Source organism: Bradyrhizobium sp. BWC-3-1 (assembly GCF_032917965.1).
Taxonomy (GTDB): domain Bacteria; phylum Pseudomonadota; class Alphaproteobacteria; order Rhizobiales; family Xanthobacteraceae; genus Bradyrhizobium; species Bradyrhizobium canariense_D.
The window spans coordinates 3,760,080-3,779,869 of sequence record NZ_CP136625.1; the positions used below are offsets into that span (position 1 = coordinate 3,760,080).

At 63.2% G+C, this 19,790-nt stretch carries 20 protein-coding genes and 1 tRNA gene; 6 read left to right on the forward strand and 15 right to left on the reverse strand.

Going from position 1 to position 19,790, the window contains the following annotated elements; translation table 11 throughout:
- Positions 1-12 precede the first annotated feature (12 nt).
- Positions 13-1,266: a metal-dependent hydrolase family protein gene (locus RX329_RS18040; protein WP_085396287.1), complete on the forward strand. Its 1,254-nt coding sequence runs from the start codon at positions 13-15 to the stop codon at positions 1,264-1,266.
- A gap of 2 nt (positions 1,267-1,268) precedes the next feature.
- Here the strand turns inward: RX329_RS18040 and RX329_RS18045 are convergent, their stop codons facing one another.
- Together RX329_RS18045 and RX329_RS18050 are read right to left on the reverse strand one after the other, a co-directional pair.
- Positions 1,269-2,249 (reverse strand): NADPH:quinone oxidoreductase family protein, encoded by a 981-nt coding sequence (locus tag RX329_RS18045; protein WP_085396288.1) that lies wholly within the window; start codon positions 2,247-2,249, stop codon positions 1,269-1,271.
- Between the two features lie 56 nt (positions 2,250-2,305).
- Entirely contained in the window at positions 2,306-4,363 is a 2,058-nt protein-coding gene (locus RX329_RS18050) for an ATP-dependent helicase (protein ID WP_317246200.1), read from the reverse strand.
- Between the two features lie 127 nt (positions 4,364-4,490).
- Between RX329_RS18050 and RX329_RS18055 the strand changes: the two genes are divergently transcribed.
- Entirely contained in the window at positions 4,491-5,081 is a 591-nt protein-coding gene (locus RX329_RS18055; protein WP_317246201.1) for a TMEM175 family protein, read from the forward strand.
- Between the two features lie 9 nt (positions 5,082-5,090).
- Here RX329_RS18055 and RX329_RS18060 read toward each other — a convergent pair whose 3' ends face one another.
- Complete coding sequence (locus RX329_RS18060; protein WP_247336197.1) at positions 5,091-5,477, reverse strand: YciI family protein; 387 nt, start codon at positions 5,475-5,477, stop codon at positions 5,091-5,093.
- Between the two features lie 197 nt (positions 5,478-5,674).
- Between RX329_RS18060 and RX329_RS18065 the strand changes: the two genes are divergently transcribed.
- Both RX329_RS18065 and RX329_RS18070 read left to right on the forward strand, forming a co-directional pair.
- Positions 5,675-5,854 carry a hypothetical protein gene (locus RX329_RS18065; protein ID WP_085351218.1) on the forward strand — a complete coding sequence of 60 codons (180 nt, stop codon included), beginning with the start codon at positions 5,675-5,677 and terminating at the stop codon, positions 5,852-5,854.
- Between the two features lie 5 nt (positions 5,855-5,859).
- Positions 5,860-6,030, forward strand: coding sequence for a hypothetical protein (locus RX329_RS18070; RefSeq protein ID WP_317246511.1), 171 nt, complete (start codon positions 5,860-5,862; stop codon positions 6,028-6,030).
- A 64-nt stretch (positions 6,031-6,094) separates the two neighbouring features.
- Here the strand turns inward: RX329_RS18070 and RX329_RS18075 are convergent, their stop codons facing one another.
- Positions 6,095-6,808: a transporter substrate-binding domain-containing protein gene (locus RX329_RS18075; RefSeq protein WP_317246202.1), complete on the reverse strand. Its 714-nt coding sequence runs from the start codon at positions 6,806-6,808 to the stop codon at positions 6,095-6,097.
- 358 nt (positions 6,809-7,166) lie between these two features.
- Between RX329_RS18075 and RX329_RS18080 the strand changes: the two genes are divergently transcribed.
- Entirely contained in the window at positions 7,167-9,572 is a 2,406-nt protein-coding gene (locus RX329_RS18080) for an ATP-binding protein (protein WP_317246203.1), read from the forward strand.
- Between the two features lie 352 nt (positions 9,573-9,924).
- Positions 9,925-9,998, forward strand: a tRNA-Gly gene (locus RX329_RS18085).
- Positions 9,999-10,109: 111 nt separating this feature from the next.
- On the opposite strand, the gene RX329_RS18090 is transcribed toward RX329_RS18085, so the two are convergent.
- From RX329_RS18090 to RX329_RS18140, 11 genes are all read right to left on the reverse strand, one after another.
- Positions 10,110-11,132 (reverse strand): contractile injection system protein, VgrG/Pvc8 family, encoded by a 1,023-nt coding sequence (locus RX329_RS18090; protein WP_317246204.1) that lies wholly within the window; start codon positions 11,130-11,132, stop codon positions 10,110-10,112.
- On the reverse strand, positions 11,132-11,341 hold the full coding sequence (locus RX329_RS18095) for a tail protein X (protein ID WP_317246205.1): 210 nt from the start codon (positions 11,339-11,341) through the stop codon (positions 11,132-11,134). Before RX329_RS18095 ends, RX329_RS18090 begins: the two co-directional genes overlap by 1 nt.
- Positions 11,341-12,225: a phage tail protein gene (locus tag RX329_RS18100; protein WP_317246206.1), complete on the reverse strand. Its 885-nt coding sequence runs from the start codon at positions 12,223-12,225 to the stop codon at positions 11,341-11,343. The genes RX329_RS18095 and RX329_RS18100 overlap by 1 nt, the downstream gene beginning before the upstream one ends.
- Before the next feature lie 3 nt (positions 12,226-12,228).
- Positions 12,229-14,319 carry a hypothetical protein gene (locus RX329_RS18105; protein WP_317246207.1) on the reverse strand — a complete coding sequence of 697 codons (2,091 nt, stop codon included), beginning with the start codon at positions 14,317-14,319 and terminating at the stop codon, positions 12,229-12,231.
- Between the two features lie 123 nt (positions 14,320-14,442).
- Positions 14,443-14,721, reverse strand: a complete 279-nt coding sequence (locus RX329_RS18110; RefSeq protein WP_317246208.1) for a phage tail assembly protein — start codon at positions 14,719-14,721, stop codon at positions 14,443-14,445.
- A 51-nt stretch (positions 14,722-14,772) separates the two neighbouring features.
- The gene (locus tag RX329_RS18115) at positions 14,773-15,279 is read right to left on the reverse strand and encodes a phage major tail tube protein (protein ID WP_317246209.1); all 507 of its coding nucleotides are present in this window, start codon (positions 15,277-15,279) and stop codon (positions 14,773-14,775) included.
- 2 nt (positions 15,280-15,281) lie between these two features.
- A complete protein-coding gene (locus tag RX329_RS18120) occupies positions 15,282-16,703 on the reverse strand; it encodes a phage tail sheath C-terminal domain-containing protein (RefSeq protein WP_317246210.1) in 1,422 nt (473 codons plus the stop codon).
- 137 nt (positions 16,704-16,840) lie between these two features.
- Positions 16,841-17,503, reverse strand: coding sequence for a phage tail protein (locus tag RX329_RS18125; RefSeq protein WP_317246211.1), 663 nt, complete (start codon positions 17,501-17,503; stop codon positions 16,841-16,843).
- Positions 17,503-18,141, reverse strand: a complete 639-nt coding sequence (locus RX329_RS18130) for a phage tail protein (protein ID WP_317246212.1) — start codon at positions 18,139-18,141, stop codon at positions 17,503-17,505. Before RX329_RS18130 ends, RX329_RS18125 begins: the two co-directional genes overlap by 1 nt.
- Positions 18,138-18,428 (reverse strand): hypothetical protein, encoded by a 291-nt coding sequence (locus tag RX329_RS18135; RefSeq protein WP_317246213.1) that lies wholly within the window; start codon positions 18,426-18,428, stop codon positions 18,138-18,140. Before RX329_RS18135 ends, RX329_RS18130 begins: the two co-directional genes overlap by 4 nt.
- Before the next feature lie 12 nt (positions 18,429-18,440).
- Positions 18,441-19,790: a phage tail protein gene (locus RX329_RS18140; RefSeq protein ID WP_317246214.1), complete on the reverse strand. Its 1,350-nt coding sequence runs from the start codon at positions 19,788-19,790 to the stop codon at positions 18,441-18,443.

Sequence of the window (19,790 nt, forward strand, 5' to 3'; positions counted from 1 at the left end):
CAGGAAGTCGTCATGTCCCGTGTGCTCTTCAAGAACGCCGCTCTGCTCGATCCGCTTCAGCCGGACCTCCTGGAGGGACATCACGTACTGGTCGAGGACTGTCTGATCAAGGAGGTCTCCGATCGGCCGCTCCAGGTGGAAACCGACCGCACCGTCGATCTGAAGGGCAAGACGCTGATGCCCGGCCTGATCGACCTGCATGTGCATGCGATCGCCGTCGAACTCAATCTGGCGCAGCAGGTGCACATGCCGAACGTGCTGGTGACGCTGCGCTCGACGCTGCTGCTGCGCGGCATGCTGCGGCGGGGCTTCACCACCGTGCGCGACGCCGGCGGCGCCGGCCACGCACTGAAGCAGGCGATCGAGACCGGTCTCACCGACGGTCCGCGGCTGTTCGTCTCGGGGCGTGCGCTCAGCCAGACCGGCGGCCACGGCGACATGCGGGCCCGCTCGGACTACCTCGCCGGCGATGCACCGTGCCCCTGCTGCGTGCGTGTCGGCGCGCTGGCGCGCGTTGCCGATGGTGTCGACGGCGTGCGCAGGGCGGCGCGCGAGGAACTGCAGATGGGCGCCGACCAGATCAAGATCATGGCCTCCGGCGGCGTCGCTTCACCGACCGATCCGGTCGGCGCCTTCGGCTACTCCGAGGACGAGATACGCGCCATCGTCGAAGAGGCGCGCGGGCGTCAGACCTATGTGCTCGCCCACGCCTACACCGCTGCCGCGATCGAACGCGCGGTGCGCTGCGGGGTGCGCACCATCGAGCACGGCAATTTGGTCGATGCTCCGACCGCGCAGCTGATGGCCGAGAAGGGCGCCTATGTGGTGCCGACGCTCGTCACCTACGAGGCGCTGGCCAACGAGGGCGCCCAATATGGGCTGCCGCCCGAAAGCGTGGCCAAGATCGCCGATGTCCGCGACGCCGGCCTGCGTTCGCTGACGATCTACCGCGACGCCGGCGTAAAGATCGGGTTCGGCAGCGACCTGCTCGGACCGTCGCAGCGTCTGCAGAGCGACGAATTCCGCATCCGCGCCGAGATTCTCGGTCCGCGCGCCGTCATCGCCAGCGCGACATTGGTCGGTGCCGAGGTCCTCGGCATGGAGGGCAAGCTCGGCCGCATCATGCCCGAAGCCATTGCGGACCTGCTGGTGGTCGATGGCAATCCGCTCCGCGACGTGGCCTGCCTGCTCGGCCAGGGCGAGCACATCCCGATGGTGATGAAGGCAGGCAAGGTCCAGTTCGACCGGCTGGGGGCGCGTAGCTAATCCTATTTCGAGATACGCACGACCATCTTGCCAAGCGCCCCGCGCGTCTGCATCGTCCTGAACGCTTCCCGGAAGTCATCCAGCGCGAAGATGCGACCGACCACAGGCTTCAGCTGGCCGTCGACCAACCAGGCCGTCAGCTCCGACATCAGGCGCTTCTGCACCTCGGGCTCGCGGATTGGAAGCTGCGCGAGGTCGACGCCGAGCAGGGCGCCGCCCTTCAACAGTGGCAGGTTGAACGGCAATGCAGGGATCGCGCCGGCGGCAAAACCGACCACGAGATGACGGCCGCGCCAGGCGATGGAGCGAAAGGCCTGCACCGAGATCTCGCCGCCGACGGGGTCGAAGATCACGTCGGCGCCGTGTCCTTCGGTCAATTCCTTCAGCGTGTCGCGCCAGTTGGTCTGCGTGTAGTCAACCACGGCATCGGCGCCGTGCTGTCGCGCGAACGCGCGCTTGTCTGGTGTCGATGCCGCTGCGATCACACGGGCGCCGAGCAGCCTGCCAATCTGGACAGCCGCGATTCCCGTGCCGCCCGCTGCGCCCAACACCAGAAGCTGTTCGCCTGCGCCGAGCGACGCGCGCGCACTCAGCGCATAGAGGGCGGTCAGGTAATTGGCACGAAACGAAGCGGCGACCTCCGTCGCGACGCCGTCCGGCAGGGGATAGAGCGCTTCGGGGGTGACGACGATCTCTTCGGCAAGCGCGCCCGAGCGCGTCATCCCCATTACGCGCATCCCGGGTTGATAGCCGCCTGGTGCGCCGGGGGCTTCGTCCACGATGCCTGCGAATTCGGTTCCGGGAATGAAGGGCAGGGGATCCTTGGTCTGATAGCGCCCCTCCATCTTCAAACCGTCCACAAATCCGATTCCTGCAGCCTCTACCCGGACACGCAGCTTTCCGGGCCCGATGCGTGGAGACGGAACGTCCTTCAGGGCGATTTGATCGATCGACGCGTATTGCTCGACGACGACGGCTTTCATGTCGGACCTCTGTTGTCCAGTTATGCTGGCACGTCTCGACACCAGCCTCTTGTGTCTTACCGCCACATTCCGCGCATCCGCGCCCCGATGTCGACCTTCGGCCCTTGCGCCGCCGTGCGGGCCGCGCCTGCCCTAGCCTTCGGCCAGGCGGTGCGCTCGAACAGATAGACCAGCGGCTCCGGGATGAAGCGGGTGCGCGAGGCGTAGACGTGGCGGTCGCCCTTGGCGGCCTGGCCATGGGTGAAGAAGCGCTGCGGCACCACGAGGTGCAGATCGTCCTTGGCGCGCGTCATCGCGACATAGAGCAGGCGGCGTTCCTCCTCGAGCTCGGCGCTGGTGCCGGCGCCGAGATCCGACGGCATGCAGCCGTCGACGACATTGAGCACGAATACCGATTTCCACTCCTGGCCCTTGGCGGAGTGGATGGTGGAGAGGATCAGATAGTCCTCGTCGCGCAAGGGCGGCCCGGATTTGTCGCTGGTCGCATCCGGCGGGTCGAGCGTGAGCTCGGTCAGGAATTTCTCGCGCGAGGCATAGCCACTCGCGATCTGCTCGAGCTGCATCAGGTCGGCGCGGCGCGTCTCCGAATCCTCGTGGAGGCGATCGAGATGCGGTTCGTACCAGAGCCGCACGCGTTCGAGATCGGCCGGCCATTCCGAATAGCGCAGATTTTCGATGGTGCGGACGAAGTCGGTCCAGTCCGCGCCGGTGCGCGGCGGCACCGGGAGCTGGCCGAGCGCGGCGAGCGGATCGGAGCTCTCCGCCATTTGATCGAGCACGCGCTGCGCCGTCGCGGGTCCGATGCCCGGCAACAGATGCAGGATGCGAAAGCCGGCGACGCGGTCGCGCGGATTCTCGGCGAAGCGCAGCAGCGCCAGCACGTCCTTGACATGCGCGGCGTCGAGAAACTTGAGGCCGCCGAACTTGACGAAGGGAATGTTGCGGCGGGTCAGCTCGATTTCGAGCGGGCCCGAATGCGAGGAGGTCCGGAACAGCACTGCCTGGTGCTTCAGGAGCGCGCCTTGCTCGCGGTTGGCCAGCACTTCCTCGACGATGTAACGGGCCTGGTCGGTCTCATCGTGCACGGTGACGAGCTGCGGCTTTTGCGCGGAGCTGCGGTCGGTCCAGAGGTTTTTTGTGAAGCGCTCGCGCGCCAGGCCGATGACGCCGTTCGCCGCCGCCAGCACGGGTTGCGTCGAGCGGTAATTGCGGTCGAGCGTGATCATCTCGGCGCGGGGCGAGAAGCTCTGCGGAAAATCCAGAATGTTGCGGACCGTGGCGGCGCGGAACGAATAGATCGACTGCGCGTCGTCACCGACGACGGTGAGGCCGCGTCCGTCCGGCTTCAGCGCCAGCAGGACCGAGGATTGCAGGCGGTTGGTGTCCTGATATTCGTCGACCAAGACGTGATCGAAGCGGCCGCCGATTTCTTCCGCGATCAGCGCATCGCTCATCATCTGCGACCAGTAGAGCAGCAGGTCGTCGTAATCCAGCACGTGCTGGGCCTGCTTGGCCTCGACATAGGCCGCGAACAGGCCCTTCAGCTCGGCCGCCCAGCCTGCGCACCAGGGATAGTGCGCCCCCAACACCTTCTCGATCTCCATCTCGGCATTGACGCAGCGCGAGTAGATCGACAGGCAGGTGCCTTTGGCGGGAAAGCGGCACTCCGTCTTCGACAATCCGCGCTCGTGCCGGACCAGATTCATCAGGTCGGCGGAATCCTCGCGGTCGTGGATGGTGAAGGCAGGATCGACGCCGATCCGCTCGGCATATTCGCGCAGCAACCGTGCGCCGATGCCGTGGAACGTGCCGGCCCAGGTGAGCGCGTCGCGCATGATCGCGGCATTGTTCTCGCCGAGCACTTTTCGGGCGATGCGCTCGACCCGGCCGGCCATCTCGGCCGCGGCGCGGCGCGAGAACGTCATCAAGAGGATACGGCGCGGATCGCTGCCCGCGACGATCAAATGCGCGACGCGGTGGGCCAGCGTGTTGGTCTTGCCGGAGCCCGCACCGGCGATGACGAGCAGGGGCGCGCCCACGGTCGCACCATCGGCCACGCCATGCTCCACGGCGCGGCGTTGCTCCGCATTGAGCGTGTCCAGATATGTCGCCACGAATCGCCCCGGTGAAACAGCCAGAGTCGGCGATCCCGCTGCGAATCGCAATGCGTCTGGACGGGACCGATGTTAAGACCTAGGGACAAGACGGCCCAAGGTTCCATTCCGAAAAGCGCCACCCGGCATGACCGAGCTCAAATCCGACCAGTTCGAGATGCGACGGCTGGAATCGCTCAGCAACACCATCTTTGGCGTCGCCATGACGCTGCTCGCCTACGACCTGCCCAGGGCCGCGGTCTTCACCAGCGCGCCCGACTGGAACGATCTCGCCCGGGTCTATTCCGGCAAGCTCGCGGGTCTTGCGCTCAGCTTCATCATCGCCGGCGTGTTCTGGATCAGCCATCACCGGCGGCTGGCGCGCCAGCCCGTCGGCAGCCGCGGCGCGGTGATCCTCAATTTGTTCTTCCTGCTGTCGATCGTGCTGCTGCCGGTGACCAACGGCCTCTACACCAACTACGCCACGAGCAGTGCGGTCGCCGTGCTCTACGGCCTGCACCTGACTGCAATCGCCGGCCTCAATGCCTGGCTGTGGTGGAGGATCCTGGGCGGCTGGCGCCAGGAGATCATGGCCGCGTTGTTTCCGCTGCTGGTGTTTATCCCGGGCACGGTCGTTGCGGCGTTCGCGCCGCAAGTCGCGCCGTTCGTGTGGTTCATCGCCTTCGGCGGGCTGCTGATCCAGCGCTTCTATGTCGGGCCCACCGGGACGGACAATTAGGCCTGCCGTTCATTCGCCGGAGGGCGTCGCGCCGAACCCGTCGGCCGGCACGTAAAGCTTGACCGGGCGGATTTCGTAGACCGCTGAGGGATTGACCTGGCGCAGCGTCCGCGCCGCCGCGATCGCCGCCTCTTCCGTGTCGTACTCGACGAGGTGGAAGCCCAGAAGCTGCTCCTTGGTCTCGGCAAATGGGCCGTCCAGCACGACCCCCGCGCCGGGGCCGCGCAAGGTGCGGGCCTTTCGGGTCTCATCCAGGCGGGCGGCCGGGCCAAAATGCCCGCTTGCCCGGAGGGGAGCCTGAACCTCGATGACCTTTGCCACGACCGCGGCGTCCTTCTCGGGCGTCCAGGACAAGATCTCGTCTTCCACGTGATAGGCCAGGATGGCGTAAAGCATCGTCACCTCGTTGATTTTCGCTGCGCGCGTCCAAAGGACGTATCACCACCGTCGCAGCCGACAATGGGGCTGCGGAAAATATTGCGTCGCGGGGTGCGGCGACGAAACCTTCCCGAAACCCGATTGCGGCCGAAAGGTGTGAACGCCGCGCGAAATCGGCGCGACTGATTGCCACCAAGAGCACTTCGGAGGCGGCCATGTCGACCATCAAGATCATCTGCGACGCGCGTCGGACGGGAAAGTCGGAGCTTGCGGATCTGCACGACCAGAGCGGCCACCATCGCTATTACGGCAGCTCGGCCGAGAGCGGCGGCGAGCGCATCGTTGAAAGCCGGCGCGGCAAGCGCCCGCGCGCAATGAACGTTTGCGGCTTCTAGGCCCAATGCTTGCGAAACAGCCTGCGACCATGAACGTCGTGCAGATATCGATCGCCGCGATGCCGTTCCTGCTCTCGCTCGCGAGCAGGTCCGGCAAGGCGATGGCGCCAAGCCTGCTGGCGGGCAACTTCACCGTGCTTCTCGGCAGCGAGCCGCCGCGGGCGGCCATGGCCTGATGCGTCGGGCTGTTGATCGCAGCGGTTGCGGTGCGGGAGCGGACTCGCACGACCTGACCGCGTGTCACATCCCGCTCAGCACCTGCTTGATCAGGGTTTCCCGCAACCGGGCGATTTCGCCGCTCGCCTCCATCTGCTCGATCATCCTTCCGACCTTCGGCACGAGATCGCGATGCCGTTCATGCAGATGGTGGTAGATGCTGATGCGCTCGAGGGGTGGTGAGAGCGGATGGATCCTGGCCTGGAGATTGAGCTTCCTCACCGCAGCCAACCCGCTGAAGAGGTCGGTGACCATCACGTCGATGCGGTCGGCGTCGAGCATCTTGACCATGTTGTCGAGGCTTGTCGTCGCCGTGACCCGGGCCATGCCGCGCGTACCGGCTTCCGACGAGCCGACGCCGCGTACGATGCCGATGCTGTAGTCCCTAATTGAATTCCAGCCGGCGACGTCGAACTGCAGTTTCGTGGTGAAGACAGTAGGCTCGATGTAATTGATCGCAGGTGTCACCTGGATCAGCGTCGGATAGTCGCGAGAGAGCGTTCCAATCCGCTGGACCTCGCCGTCGACCTCGCCGGTGCTCGACAGCGCGAGCGCGCGCTTGCCGGGGACATCCTCGAATTCGAGCTTGATGTTCAGCCGGGCATAGACCGCGCGGAGCATCTCGCCGCCGACATATTGATCGGGGATATCGGCGATGCGTGCCAGCCGGATGACCTCTTGCGCCTGCGACGGGCCTGCTGCGAGCAGCAACAGGCAGACCACGACTATCCGCCTCATGACGCATCTCCCTGGCCATGCCTCTTCGGCGTGCCCTGCTACCATCGGATTCCGGTGCCGCGCGATCTACCGGAGATGGCCGCTGCGGTGGTCCGCAACGTTGACAGCGCGTTCCCGCTGTGCGGGCGGCTCCGGACTTTCACCGATGTCATTCTAGCACGCGAGGTGGTAGTTTGCCTGGGAATCCTGCTGCTGGGCGCAAGATATGACCCCGTCGAGCTCAAGCCGCCAAGGGCCGACAGGATCGTCGGCCGACAGGATCGCCACGTGTATCGCGTGCTGAGGCAGCGCCTCAACCGTTCACCTGCTCTGCGATCGGTAAGCTGAGCAGGTGCCGCCATTTTCGAGGACATGGTGCATGGGCGACGCAGGTGACGATGATATCAAGCGTGGCCGCGCCATTGCGCCGGCGGCTGCGAAGCAGGATTTGACCGGCATCGGCGCCCCGCTCGCGCCTCCGATGTTCGCGGCGCTCCTGTCGCGGATCTTCAACTGGTCGCGCAGCGGCGTCGGGCCTCGGCTGCTTGCCGCCGTGCTGCTGTTCTCATCGGTCGTGACGCTGACCCTGACCGCGCTCCAGCTCTATCTGGATTACAATCGTGAGGTCGGACTGATTGAGACGCGGCTCGACGAGATCGGCCGCAGCACGACGGGCAGCCTCGGAGAGAGCCTGTGGAATCTCGACCAGAACCAGCTCAAGCTCCAGCTCGATGGCATTCTGCGGCTGCCTGACATCCGTGCGGCGGAAGTCCGCGAGATCGCCGATCGGCCCAATCCGATCCGCGTGGAAGTCGGCGAGCGAAACACTCGTTCGATCATGACCCGGGAGTTTCCGCTGAGCACGATGGTGCAGGGGACCTCGCGTGCCATCGGCACGCTCCGGGTCGAGGCGACGCTGACCGACGTCTATCAGCAATTGTTGAACAGGGCCCTCGTCATTCTGGCAAGCCAGGCGGCAAAGACGTTCCTCGTCTCGTTGTTCATCATCTACATGTTTCATCTGCTGGTGACCCGGCATCTCGTCGCGATCGCCGAGTACGTCGGCAAGTACAGCCTCGGCCGGCCGCCGCCGCCGCTGCGCCTGGAGCGCCGGCCGCCTGACGAGGCCGACGAGCTGGACAAGGTGGTCGTTGCTTTCAACGCCATGTGCGCCAACCTCGAACATGCCTATGGCGAGCTGCGCGAGGCCAATGGGAATCTCGAGCGTGACCTGAAGATCCGGCGGCATGCCGAGGAGAACGCCCGCGCGAGCGAGCAGCGCTTCCGTGACTATGCCGAGACCGCATCCGATTGGTTCTGGGAGACCGGCCCGGATCACGTGTTCACCTACATTTCAGAGCGGGCCGATGCTTTCGGCATGGACCACACGGCGCTGATCGGGAGGCGCCGTTCAGATGCGGCCTTCGACCGCGATGCCGAGCCGCAGAAATGGCGCGGTCACCTGGCGACGCTCGATCGCCACGAGCCGTTCCGGAAGTTCGAGTATCGCGGCCGCGATGCGGCTGGGCGCGCGCGCCATTTCAGCGTCAACGGCCAGCCGGTGTTCGGCGCCGACGGGCGCTTCATGGGGTATCGTGGGTCGGCCACCGATCTGACCGAGCAGCACGAGACGGAGGAGCGGCTTCGCCAGTCGCAGAAGATGGATGCGATCGGTCAGCTCACCGGTGGCGTCGCGCATGACTTCAACAACGTGCTCACTGTCATCACCGGCACCATCGAGATCATCCGGGAGGGACTGGCGGACAAGCCCGACCTCGCCGCGATCGCCCAGCTCATCGACGATGCGGCGGCGCGAGGCGCGGAGATCACCTCGCAGCTCTTGACCTTTGCGCGTCGCCAGCCGCTGGAACCGCGCGAGATCGACGTCAACGGCCTCGTGCTCGAGACGGCGAAGCTGTTGAAGCCGATCCTGGGCGGAAACGTCGAAATCGTGACCCGCCTCGCGGACGACGCCTGGCCGGCGATGGCCGATCCGTCGCAGCTGTCGTCGGCGATCATCAATCTCGCCGTCAATGCGCGCGATGCGATGCCTGGCGGCGGCACGCTGACGCTCGAGACCGCGAACCGCGAATTCGATGGCGCGGATGGTGCCGGTGACGGCGACGCCACGCGCGGCGCCTTCATCATGGTCGCGGTGGCGGACACCGGCCATGGCATCCCCGCCGACATCCGCGACCGCGTGTTCGAGCCGTTCTTTACCACCAAAGGGGTCGGTCGCGGTACCGGACTCGGCCTCAGCATGGTCTACGGCTTCGCCAAGCAGAGCGGCGGCAGCGTTGCGATCGAGAGTGAGGAAGGCCGCGGCACCGTGATTCGGCTGTTTCTGCCGCGATCTGCGGGCGGAGCGCAGGCCAAGACCGGCTCGCTCCAGGCGCCCGCGGCGGCACGCGGGCACGAGACGATTCTCGTCGTCGAGGACGATCCGCTGGTGCAGGGCTATGTCATCGCCCAGCTCGGCAGCCTCGGCTATCGCATCCTCGCAGCCGGCGACGGCGCAACCGCGCTTGCGCTGGTGCAGCAGGGCGCCCAATTCGATCTGCTGTTCACCGACATCATCATGCCCGGCGGCATGAACGGGCAGGAACTGGCCGAGGCCGTGTGGCGCCTCCGCCCGGGGATGAGGGTGCTCTATACGTCCGGCTATACCGACAACGCCCTCGACGGTCATCTCGATCCCGGCGTTGCGTTGCTGAGGAAGCCGTACCGGAAGGCGGACCTGTCATCGAGGATCCGCGAGGTGCTCGCCGGCGAGCCGCTCGCCTGAGCAGCCGGCGCGCGATGCCAACGAAAAAGGCGCGGCGGGGGAAGGCCCCCGTCGCGCCCGATTTCTTGCTCGCTGGTCCAGGGCTGAGAGCGCCCCGATGCCAAGCCTCTATTCAAGGCTTAGCGGGCGATCCCAGCGAGGTGACAGCGCTTGGTAAAAGACACTGGATCACCTCCTTTCGTTGGTTGCGGAAGATTTCAATATAGGCGGCAATTCCGCCATTGTTAAGGGGAGGCGGGTCCGGAGGAACCAGCGGCTGTTCGCAAGGCCGGGAAAGCGCTGGAAGCCCCATCTGGGCAGTTGATCTTGGGCAGTTGAGACCGCCGCCCGGCCGTGTTAGGGAGCCCCTGTCGCGGGTGTAGCTCAATGGTAGAGCAGCAGCCTTCCAAGCTGAATACGAGGGTTCGATTCCCTTCACCCGCTCCAGCAAAATCAATGACTTAGCACGCATTTTCTTTGAAGATTAAAACTCAGGGTGCCCCACAGGGTGCCCCGCCAGGAAAGTAATCACGCTGCGTCGTCCACAATAATAATGTGTCACTCCGCGTCATCTTCGACAGCCGCGCCGCCTTCAGTCGGCGTTTCCGCTTCCAGGTCGCACACGTAGCCGCCCGACTTGTCCAGGCGATGTGCGACGCGCGTCACGATCCATTCGCCGTCCACGCCATCACGGAATCCGATCATGGTCAGCGGACTTTCAGCTGCTGCATCCGGTCGTCCAGGCATCGTCAGCGACAGCGTGGATTTCTTGCGGTCGCGCTTCGCCAGTTCGGCCTTCGCTGCGGCAAGTGCCATGTCCTGCGTCGGGAAATAGCGCTTCAACCTGGTGACGGGTTCGCCGCTGCCTACCTTCACTTCGTGGCGCTTGGCCTGCTTCACCTTGTGGTAATAGGCCACGACGGTGCCGGAACTCTCGCGTGCCGTCTCGATAACGCGGAAGCGCGAAACGTCGTCGTTCGACGTTATCGACAAGCTGGCCAGCGCCTGGCCGCCTACGGACTTCGATTCGCCGCGCTTGGCCAGCACCAGCTTGCCGTTCGCTGGCTTCACGATGGCGTCGTAGTTCTTCCCGATGCGCACCAGCAGGTTCAAGTCGCTTTCGTCGGACTGGTCGATGTGCGGCAGCACGATCGATTTCAGCGACGCGGCCACGGCCGGTTCCATGCCGTGTTCTTTGGCGATCTTCGAAACCATGTCGCCCAGTTTTGTGTTCGATGGCCAGCTGCGCGTCTTCTGGCTCTGCAGGTTCGCTTTGCCCTTAGGCGTCTTATCGAAGATCGCCCCGCGAGCCCTGATGACCATTTGCGACGGCCAGCCGCTGTATTCGATTTCGTCCACTACGAACATGCCCATTGGCTGCGCTTCGCCGTCGTAGCCAAGCGACACTTGCAGTTCCGCGCCTTTTGGCGGGCGCTGGATCGGCTCGCCGCTGTCGTCCAGCACGATTTCCAGCATGTCGGACGTGATGCCGGTTTCGTCCGTCAGGTTCATGGAAATGAAGCGCGAAGCGATGGCTGCCGTGATGTCGGAATCGTTCGCCACGACTTTGAACGCGGCCATTAATCCCATAGCTTCAGCCCTGGTTTGACGGTCGGCGTTTCCAGCGTCGGCAGTTCGATGTTCAGGCCAGGCGGCAGGCCAGGGCCGTGATCGGCCAGGCCAGGGTTCGCGGCCAGCACCTGTTCGACGGTTCGGTTATCCTGCGCGCCGTAGAATTTCCAGGCGATGTAATCGACGGTTTCGCCCGCCTTCGTGGTGTAGGTAGCCATCAGCCGATCTTCGTCAGTACGGATTGCGCGCTGGTGCGGACGCTTACGGCCAGCACGTTCACGCGATTAATATCGATCATGGCGTTGCGCACTGCGCTTGCAGCCGTCTGGTCGGCGATGTTCGCTAGCTTCAGCACGCCAGATGCAGCACCAGCAGCGCGCGACACTTCGCCGCCCACATTCACCAGGCTGTTCATGGCGCTTGGAATGCTTGTAATCGACTTCACGCCAGACAGCATGCGCAAAGCATCGCTCCCGCCGTTCTGCAGGCGCTTGGCAGCATTCAGGCCGTTGCGCACGGCAGCGTTGATGCTGGATGCCTGCGCGCCGATTGCGCCAGCCATGCCGGTGATGGTTGACACTGCACTGGTCAGGCTGGACACAAGGCTGGTCGTTCCTTTCGCTGCTGACGAAGCCGCCTGCGTTGCGCTGGACAGTGTGCTGGGAACAGGAATTGCGCTTGTGACTACCTCGATTGCATTTCCAAAATCTTCGCCGTCGTCCTGGTAGCGACGCAGGCTTAAGGTGAATTCCTGCTTCAGCGCGACGCCCTGCGGTCCGAAGATTGTCCCGCGCTCTTCGACTTCTTCGATTACCCACTGGCCCAGCATGTTGCCGCGCCCGTCGATCAGCGTTTGCGGCTCCAACTGCATGGCCATGTCGCGCAGTTCGTTAACCTGCTCGGTGCCGCTGAAGAATTCAGGATAGATCACGCCAGGTAGCGAAATCGTGTCCGCGCCGTAACCAGTCGCCTGCAGCGCGTCGTCCTTGCCGAAGCGCTCATTGCTGGCCCACTTGTATGCTGTCCTGCGCTGCAGTTCCTGGTAAGCGGCAGTGGTGATGCCGAAGCCGAAGGAACCCAGGCGCATCATGATGTCGCTCATGGTTTAATGGTCCGTAAGTGATCCACGCTGCTGCACTGCCGCGTCGCGCTTAATCATGTCGGCGATGCGTCGCGCCAGCGCTTCCTGCGACTCGCCAGGCTGTTGCGTGATGTTGAATTCGTTGTTGATCGCAGGCGCAGCAGCAGCGCCAGCCACAGCGCCGCGTAGCGCTGGCAGCTGGCCGTGCGACTTCAGGTATTCTGTTTCATTGGCAATTCGTTCTGCCTGCGCCTGGTTCGTTATGTTGCCCAGGCCGATAGCGCTGCCCACGCCCTCGATTCCGCGCGCGGTGCCAGATTCGATCTTCTGCCACCACTTCATGGCATTCCAGTTTGCATCGTCCTGCTTCTGGTCGATGGCCTTGCCGCCGATACCGAACTTGCCTGCGGCATAGTCCGCGATGTTGGCGACAGCCAGCACCGCCAGGGCGCGCTTAGCCATAGCAGCCAGTGCACTACCCGTCGTGGTCGCAGCAACGCCCTGCGCTGTGATCGCTGCAGTCTGCGCGGTGGTGGCAGTGGTAGCTGCCACAGCTGCTGCAGCCGTGCGCAGCTGCAGCGATGCATACAGCGACATGCCACCAGCGGCTACGGTCATGATTGGACCCAGCACAACCAGCGCAGCGCCAAGGCCGGTGATGCCGACAGCAGCCACCTTCACCAGCGTGCCGTGCTTGTCCGCGAACTCGTTAAAAGTCTTCAGCGCATCCGCGCCCTTTTCAAGCGCGGCGGTGTACAGCGGCAGAATTTCGTTGCCCATCCGCAGTTTGGCATCGGCCAGCTTTGCTTCGGCTTCCAGTTCTTTGCCGCTGGCGCTGTTACGGCCTTCCTTGTCCAACTGGTCGATGTTCTGCGCGCCTTTGTTGCGCGCCGACGCGCGGTGGATGTTTTCGCGCTGTCGATACATTTCAGCCAGGAACGAACCGCCGACGCTGTTCGACACAATCATGCCGATGGTGTCGATGACTTGTTTTTCGTCGGTAATGCCTTTTTTCGCCAGCTGAGGTAGCAGAACCTTTTCCATCCATTCGAACGGATTGGCGCGGAACAGGTCAGAACCCAGCAGCGCGCCTGGCTCCATGCTCGATACTTGGCCTGCCTTGTCGTGCTTCACTTTCGTTTTGTCGCCGATCAGTCCGAAGCGCTCCAGGTTCACCACGGAACGTTTCTTGGCGACGCCCTGATACAGCGACTTGTAAAGCGAATTCAGGCCGGTGCCTGCGCGGTCGCCGCCCATTTCCTGCACCAGGTGTTCGAACGTGTAGAACAGCGCTTCGCTGTCCATGCTCTTGCCAGCCAGGCCGCCAGTGGCCAGCATGTGCCGCCACTCTGTCGCGCTGACGCGGCCACCAGTGGCGCTGATTACCTGCTGGATGATGTTGGCCTGTTTGGTAAACTCGGCTTCCGACTTCAGGCCGCCGCGTGTCTCGATCACTTTCAGCATGTCCATGAACTGCTGGCTTTGCTGCTCGCCGCGCTCGGTGCCGAATACAGCCTTGTTCGCAAACTTCATTTTGGACAGCAGCGGCGCGACCATTTCGGCGTGGTGCAAGTCAGCAAACACGCTCAGGCCGTCACGCATCAGTTCCAGGTTTTCAAGCTGGCTGGTGCCGAACGTCTTCATGTCCTTGGCGAACTTGAACGCCTGCGCGTTCGTTTTCGCGCCCATGCCAAGTGCGGCGACGCGCGCCTGTTCGGTCTGGTAGTGCTTTGCTTCCTTCACTCCTGGCACGGTGGACGCAATCAGTGCGCCGCCTGCGACGGTTACGCCGACGCCTGCATTGCGGACTGTGCCAGCGCGCGCATTGATGCGGTCGTGCTTGGCTTGCGCGTCAGCCAGGCGCTTCTGCGCGGCGCGCAACTGGTCCACGGTCTTGATGGTTTCGGCGTACTTGGAGCGCAGCCCGTCCACGTTCTTGCCCATGCGCCCGAACGTGTCGATGCTGTTGCCCAGCAGACGCTGGCGCTTGTCCAGGTCGCGGATGGTGTCGCCCAGCCCGCGCAGCATCGACGTGGTGGAGCCGACAGCGGCACGCAGTGTGCTGCTGACGGTCCCGCCGATGGTGATCGTAGTGTTTAAACGCTTATTGGCCATTCAATTTCGCAAGGCGCTTCAGATAGTCCATAAACCGCGAAGTCGGCATGGCCAAAATTTCTGCTTCTGCCCAGCCGGTATGTGACGCCAGCGTCAGAATCCCGTCCAGACAGAAGTCTTCGCTTAGTCGAAAAAACCTTCGTATGCCGCCTGCAGCCGCGCGTAATCTTTCATCGGCAGGCGGTCCAGGTCAGTCGGCGCAATCTCGCACAGGTTCTGGAACATCGCCGCTTCACGCTCGCCCATGTCTTCGGACGACTTGAACGCTGTGCGCTGGTCCTTCACGGTCGGTTCGCGCATGCGCATAACCTTGATTTTCGTGCCGCCCAGGTCGAAGTCGCGGGACAGGGTGATGTCTGCAAAGCCGTCGCCATACTTCACGTTTTTGTTTTGATTTGCCATTTCTCGCCTGTGAATTTAATTGCGGGCCGTCGTGTTCGGCCCGCTTGTGGGTTACATGCCCAGGTTCGCGCGCTGGGTCGCCATCACGTCCACGCCGTCAACGATGTGGATCATGTTGATTACGTCGATTTCCTGCACCACAGTGTCGCCGTGCTGCAGGCGGTAGTAGTTCAGGTTCATGCTGACCTTGATTTCAGGCTTCGTGCCAGCTTCGACGGTGCCCTGGTCAATCTCGGTGATCTGGCCGCGCAGTACGTGGGTCACTGGCGTTTCGGTGCCGTCGTAGCTTTCCAGGTTTTCGCGCAGAGTCAGCGGCACGAATTGGCCTTCAGCCAGCCCGAACAGGGACAGCACGTCCTTGCTGAACTGGATCATGGAGAAATCCGCGTCCATGGCTTCCATGCCCATGCCCAGCTTGACAGGCATGTTCATGCCGCCGCCCCGGAATTCTTCGGTCTTCTTCGTCAGCTTCGGCGGGGTAACGCTGTTGACCTGGCCAGCATAGCCTTGGCCGTCAACGAACAGGTTAAAATTCTTGCGAACGTCGCGTGCAGTCATGGTTAGAAGACCTCTTTAATGTAATCGTTCACAAGGTGGGAACGGAAGGTGATGTGTTCAGCCGGGTACACAGGCGTGAAATCGAAATCGAAATACACGTGACCGTTTGCGATGTTCTCTGCCGTGTTCAGGTCTGCATCTGCCCAGCACTTACCGCCAAGGATCGCGCCCAGGGCGACCAGTTGGCGCAGGTATGCGTTCACGCCTTCCACGACTTCGATCACGTAGTTTTTCGTGATGCCACGATCCACGGCCCAGCGGTGTGCGCGCAGAATGCTGTCGTTGATGATGTCGGCGCTGCGCACGACGCACAGGAACTGCCACTTAGGATCATCGGACAGCGTGCGGTTGCCCCACAGGCGGTAGCCGTCTTCGCGCACGATAGTTGCCACGTTCGCTTCGTTCAGCAGGTTGGCGCGGCTGTTCGGGTCGTCCAGCGCGAAGTCGATTGCGCGGGCCGTGCCGACGATGCCGTTGAACAGCTGGTTGGACGGACTCCACCAGAAGCCCAGTTCGTTGTCGATGCGGGCCTGGATGCCTGCAGCACCAGCGCTTGCGTACTGGTTGACCAGTGCGCCGTCTTCGGACTTCACCACTTGCGGGTCGATCACATACACGCGCTTGCTGCCGAAGTCGCCAGCGTAGGCGATGGCGGCGGCGTCGGTGGTATTCGGGCCGTCCGCGAAGATCACGGCGCGCAGGCGCTCTGCGATGCCGATCATTTCGGCCACAACGGCATTGCCAGCAGTGCCGATGGTCGCGGTGATGGTCGCGCCAGTGCCAGCGCCTGCGCCGGTCAGGGTAAAGGTCGGCGCTGCAGTGTAGCCGCTGCCGCTGTGCGTGATTTCGCGCTTGGAGATTGCGCCGCCAGTGATGGTGATGCGTGCCTGCGCGCCGCTGCCGCCAGTGCCGCCAGTGGCGTTGATGATGTAGACGCCATCCGTGTAGCCGCTACCGTTTGCGCCAGCCAGGGCGATCACGCCGCCAGTCACGCGCTGATGCGTGAAGCCTGGTGCGATCAGGATGCGCGGCTGCTGGCCGGTGATGGCCTTCGCAGCCAGCAGCGCCTGCATGCCCAGGTATTGGCCGGTGTTGCTGTCCACGCCGCCGATGACGTTCGCCAAGGTTTCGGGGTCGGTCGCTTCTTTCTCGACGCGGATCACAACGACCACAGCGCCAGCCTGGTCAAAAATCGAATCCATGGCGGCGGGCAGGGTGCCAAGTCCGTTGCCGGTAGTGTCCAGCTTTGCTGCCAGGGTGCGCGAGTTGGCAACCAGGACAGGGGTATCCAGAGGGAATGCGGTTGCGTCGGCGTCGGGCGCGGTGCCGACAATGCCGATGACGCTGGACCGAACCGTGCTAATCGGGCGCGAACCGCCGTCGATGTTCACGACTTCGACGCCGTGCAGGAAAGTTTCGCTCATAAGTGGGGTTGTCCTGGTAAAAAATCGGAATTCTCAGCCCGCAGTTTGAAGGCGAAACGCTGCTGGTTCCTCTGGTGGGTTTTCCAATAAAAAAGCCGCCCAGGACTGCGGCGGCAAGGCGAGCGGAAATCGTGGCGTCAGGTCTTGATGATCTTGTTCAGCACCAGCGTCGGCTGCAGGTTCGGATGTGCGCTGCCAGTGCCATTGTTCTGCGTCGTGATGCCCGTTGCAGCGCTGCCAGCGGTGATGCCTGTGGCGCGCGACTGGATGGAAATTCCAGTGGCCGAAGCGCTAAGCGCCGATCCGCCGCCGCTGAAACCGCCGCCTGCAGCGATAAGCGATCCACCAGCCGGTCCAAGTGCAGTGAAACTGTGCGTGTGCCCAGGGTCTGTGACGGTGTGCGTGTGGCCTGGGTCGGTGATTCCGTGCGTGTGTCCAGTGTCCGTTACTGCGTGGTTATGTGCAGGCATCTGCGCCGTGGTGAGCGTGTGCGTTTGCGCGCCGCCTACTGCTCCAAGCGTCGCGCCATCGATTCCTGCACCTGCCGTCGTGACGCGGCCAGCAGCGACGCCGCCCATGTCGTCCCTCCCAGCGGCGACACGCCCGCGATAGTCGGGCAGGCTGAAATGCGTTCCGTCAACCGCGCCGAACGTCGTGCCGATCCTGGCAAACAGATTCGGGTAAGCGCTGCGCAGCAGAGATTGCCCGTAACACATCAGCCAACCATCCGGCGCGACCGTCCCCGCGTAGTCCAGCACAGCACCAGTCATGCCGGACCACATGTCCAGTACGCGGCTCACTATGCTTTGATGATCTTGTTGAACACGATGCCAGGCTGGACGTTCGGGTGCGCACCATCAGAACCCTGCGACACGTTGTTGATCGACATGCCGGTTACTTTGCTGGCGTTGTTGATCGTGATGCCTGTGGTGTTCGAATTGATTGTGGCGCCGCCTGTGGCGTTCAGGGCGAAGCCGCCGCCGCCCGTGCTGCTGCCGCCGCCATTGATCGCGGCATTACTGCTGTGCGTGTGTCCAGGGTCAGTCAGCGTATTGGTGTGCGTGTGACCAGGATCGGTGAGCGTGTTCGCGTGCGTGTGCGAAGGCATTTGCGCTGCGGTCAATTGGTGCGTCTGCGCGCCGCCAACTGCGCCAAGGGTCACGCCGTCGATGCCGCCGCCTGCGGTCGTCACACGGTTGGCCGCCGTGCCGCCCATGTTGTCCTTGCCGATGCTGGATCGGCCACGGCAATCTGGAAGCGTGAAATGCGTTCCATCGGCTGCGCCGTAAGTCGTGCCGATTGCATCAAATAAATTCGGGTAGTCGGTTCGCAGCAGAGACTGCCCGTAACACATCAGCCAACCAGTTGGCGCAGTAGTCCCTGCGAAGTCCAAAACGGTGCCGGTCATACCGGCCCACATATCAAGTACGCGGCTCATACACTCCCTTGTTTGAGGATGGCGGAAACATCAGGGTTCGCCGCCAGGAATGCCTGCAGCTTCGCCACAGGGTCGTTGTCGTTTGCTGGTGTCGGCTTCGTGACCAACGTCCAGGCAGTGCCATTCCAGTGCGGCACTTTGCCTTCAGGGATATCCTGCGGCGGCGGCACAAGCGTGCAGCGTGCGGGTACATGCCATACGCCTGGCTCCAGCGGGCTTTCGTCGGCCTGTGTTTCACCCATCAGCAAGCCGGAATGACTGAACTGGTATGCTCTCTTTGAAGTCATTTCACTAATTCCTTAGAACTTGATGCACGCAAGCAGCGCGACGTTGCGTGGACGCGTTTCGGTGCCGCCAGTTGCCGATACAGGTGCCGCAGCGACGTAGTCGTAGTTAGGGAATCGCACGTTACCTGGCGGGATTTCATACGGATCAGTGCCCCCAGTAGACGCGCCTGTGCCAGTAGGTGCCTGGTGGGTGTGCGATTTAAAATCGTCGGCCTGCGCGCTGCCAATGGCGCGGCCCGCATCAACGCCGCGCCCATCATCCAGCCCGCGCAGGAATTCGCCGCGAAGATCGGGCAGGTTGAACGTACTGAAGCCATCGCCAGTGCCGAACGTCGTGCCGATTGCTGCGAACAGGTCTGCATAGGCGGTACGGCTCACGGCGGCGCCATTTGCCTTCATCCAGCCAGTTGGTGCAGTGCCGCGCGCGAAGTGCGCTACCTGACCAGCTGGGGCCATCTGGCGGGTTTCGGCCTTGTTGAACACATCCAGGTTCGTTCGTGCCACGGCTTTGTCTGGCACGTCGGACAGGTTCAAGTCGCGTGCAAGAGGGAACGGCACGCTGCCGAGCGGTTCATTTTGCACCACACGGATAACAGAACCAGCAGGGCGAGCCTGGCCAAGAACAATCTTTGTGTCTGGATCGGTGCCATCTTCAAGCCAGCCGTCAACGCCTGCTTCATGCCCGATGCGGATGCCCTCAATGTAGACTGCCGCCCCTCGCGTCGTCGCCACGGCAAGCGTCACAACAGTTTGCGACGCGGCCAGCGTCTGCTTTTCCTCGATTACGTCCACAACTACGTTGGTTGTGTCTGGATCAGACCATTCAGTGTCTCCGTCCGCGTTAGATGCCTTTCGCAGAATCTGGTGTGTGGTCCCGCCAGGGAAAAGCGACGCCGGATTGATGTTGTTGATGATCCAGGTTTGCGTGGCAACGGCCACGTTCGGATCAACTTGCAGCGTGATGACATCGGCATTCGCTACCTTGAACTGCAGGCGCACGACCATGTCCGAAAACGCGCCTTCTTCGTCGGTTGGCTTGTAGGTATCGGGAATGTTCGAAACCGCGAACAGCCCGCCGTCCTGGTCGAAGATGCCGCATTCACGCACGGTGAAGCCGCCAACATCGGCAGGAACGACCAGTTCCGCAGTGAACAGCAGCGGGTCGTCCGGGTCTTGATAGACACGGTTCACCGCGTGCCGATACAGTTCACGCACAAGCCCTGTCTGACCTGGCGTCGGCGTTGTTGGATTGCCGTTGCCATCACCTACCGCCATGTGCGTCAGGTTGATTGGTGTGCCAGTGGCTTCAGCGGATGCGATGCGGCCAAGGCCGTAGCTGGTGTGGATGGTCTTGAATGTCAT

Coding starts and splice junctions, on each gene's coding strand:
- RX329_RS18105 (WP_317246207.1), bottom strand. CDS start 14,319: ATGGCCAATAAGCGTTTAAACACTACGATCACCATCGGCGGGACCGTC.
- RX329_RS18095 (WP_317246205.1), bottom strand. CDS start 11,341: ATGGCTACCTACACCACGAAGGCGGGCGAAACCGTCGATTACATCGCC.
- RX329_RS18135 (WP_317246213.1), bottom strand. CDS start 18,428: ATGACTTCAAAGAGAGCATACCAGTTCAGTCATTCCGGCTTGCTGATG.
- RX329_RS18110 (WP_317246208.1), bottom strand. CDS start 14,721: ATGGCAAATCAAAACAAAAACGTGAAGTATGGCGACGGCTTTGCAGAC.
- RX329_RS18045 (WP_085396288.1), bottom strand. CDS start 2,249: ATGAAAGCCGTCGTCGTCGAGCAATACGCGTCGATCGATCAAATCGCC.
- RX329_RS18055 (WP_317246201.1), top strand. CDS start 4,491: ATGACCGAGCTCAAATCCGACCAGTTCGAGATGCGACGGCTGGAATCG.
- RX329_RS18040 (WP_085396287.1), top strand. CDS start 13: ATGTCCCGTGTGCTCTTCAAGAACGCCGCTCTGCTCGATCCGCTTCAG.
- RX329_RS18070 (WP_317246511.1), top strand. CDS start 5,860: ATGCTTGCGAAACAGCCTGCGACCATGAACGTCGTGCAGATATCGATC.
- RX329_RS18080 (WP_317246203.1), top strand. CDS start 7,167: ATGGGCGACGCAGGTGACGATGATATCAAGCGTGGCCGCGCCATTGCG.
- RX329_RS18115 (WP_317246209.1), bottom strand. CDS start 15,279: ATGACTGCACGCGACGTTCGCAAGAATTTTAACCTGTTCGTTGACGGC.
- RX329_RS18120 (WP_317246210.1), bottom strand. CDS start 16,703: ATGAGCGAAACTTTCCTGCACGGCGTCGAAGTCGTGAACATCGACGGC.
- RX329_RS18140 (WP_317246214.1), bottom strand. CDS start 19,790: ATGACATTCAAGACCATCCACACCAGCTACGGCCTTGGCCGCATCGCA.
- RX329_RS18090 (WP_317246204.1), bottom strand. CDS start 11,132: ATGGCCGCGTTCAAAGTCGTGGCGAACGATTCCGACATCACGGCAGCC.
- RX329_RS18065 (WP_085351218.1), top strand. CDS start 5,675: ATGTCGACCATCAAGATCATCTGCGACGCGCGTCGGACGGGAAAGTCG.
- RX329_RS18100 (WP_317246206.1), bottom strand. CDS start 12,225: ATGAGCGACATCATGATGCGCCTGGGTTCCTTCGGCTTCGGCATCACC.
- RX329_RS18075 (WP_317246202.1), bottom strand. CDS start 6,808: ATGAGGCGGATAGTCGTGGTCTGCCTGTTGCTGCTCGCAGCAGGCCCG.
- RX329_RS18060 (WP_247336197.1), bottom strand. CDS start 5,477: ATGCTTTACGCCATCCTGGCCTATCACGTGGAAGACGAGATCTTGTCC.
- RX329_RS18130 (WP_317246212.1), bottom strand. CDS start 18,141: ATGAGCCGCGTACTTGATATGTGGGCCGGTATGACCGGCACCGTTTTG.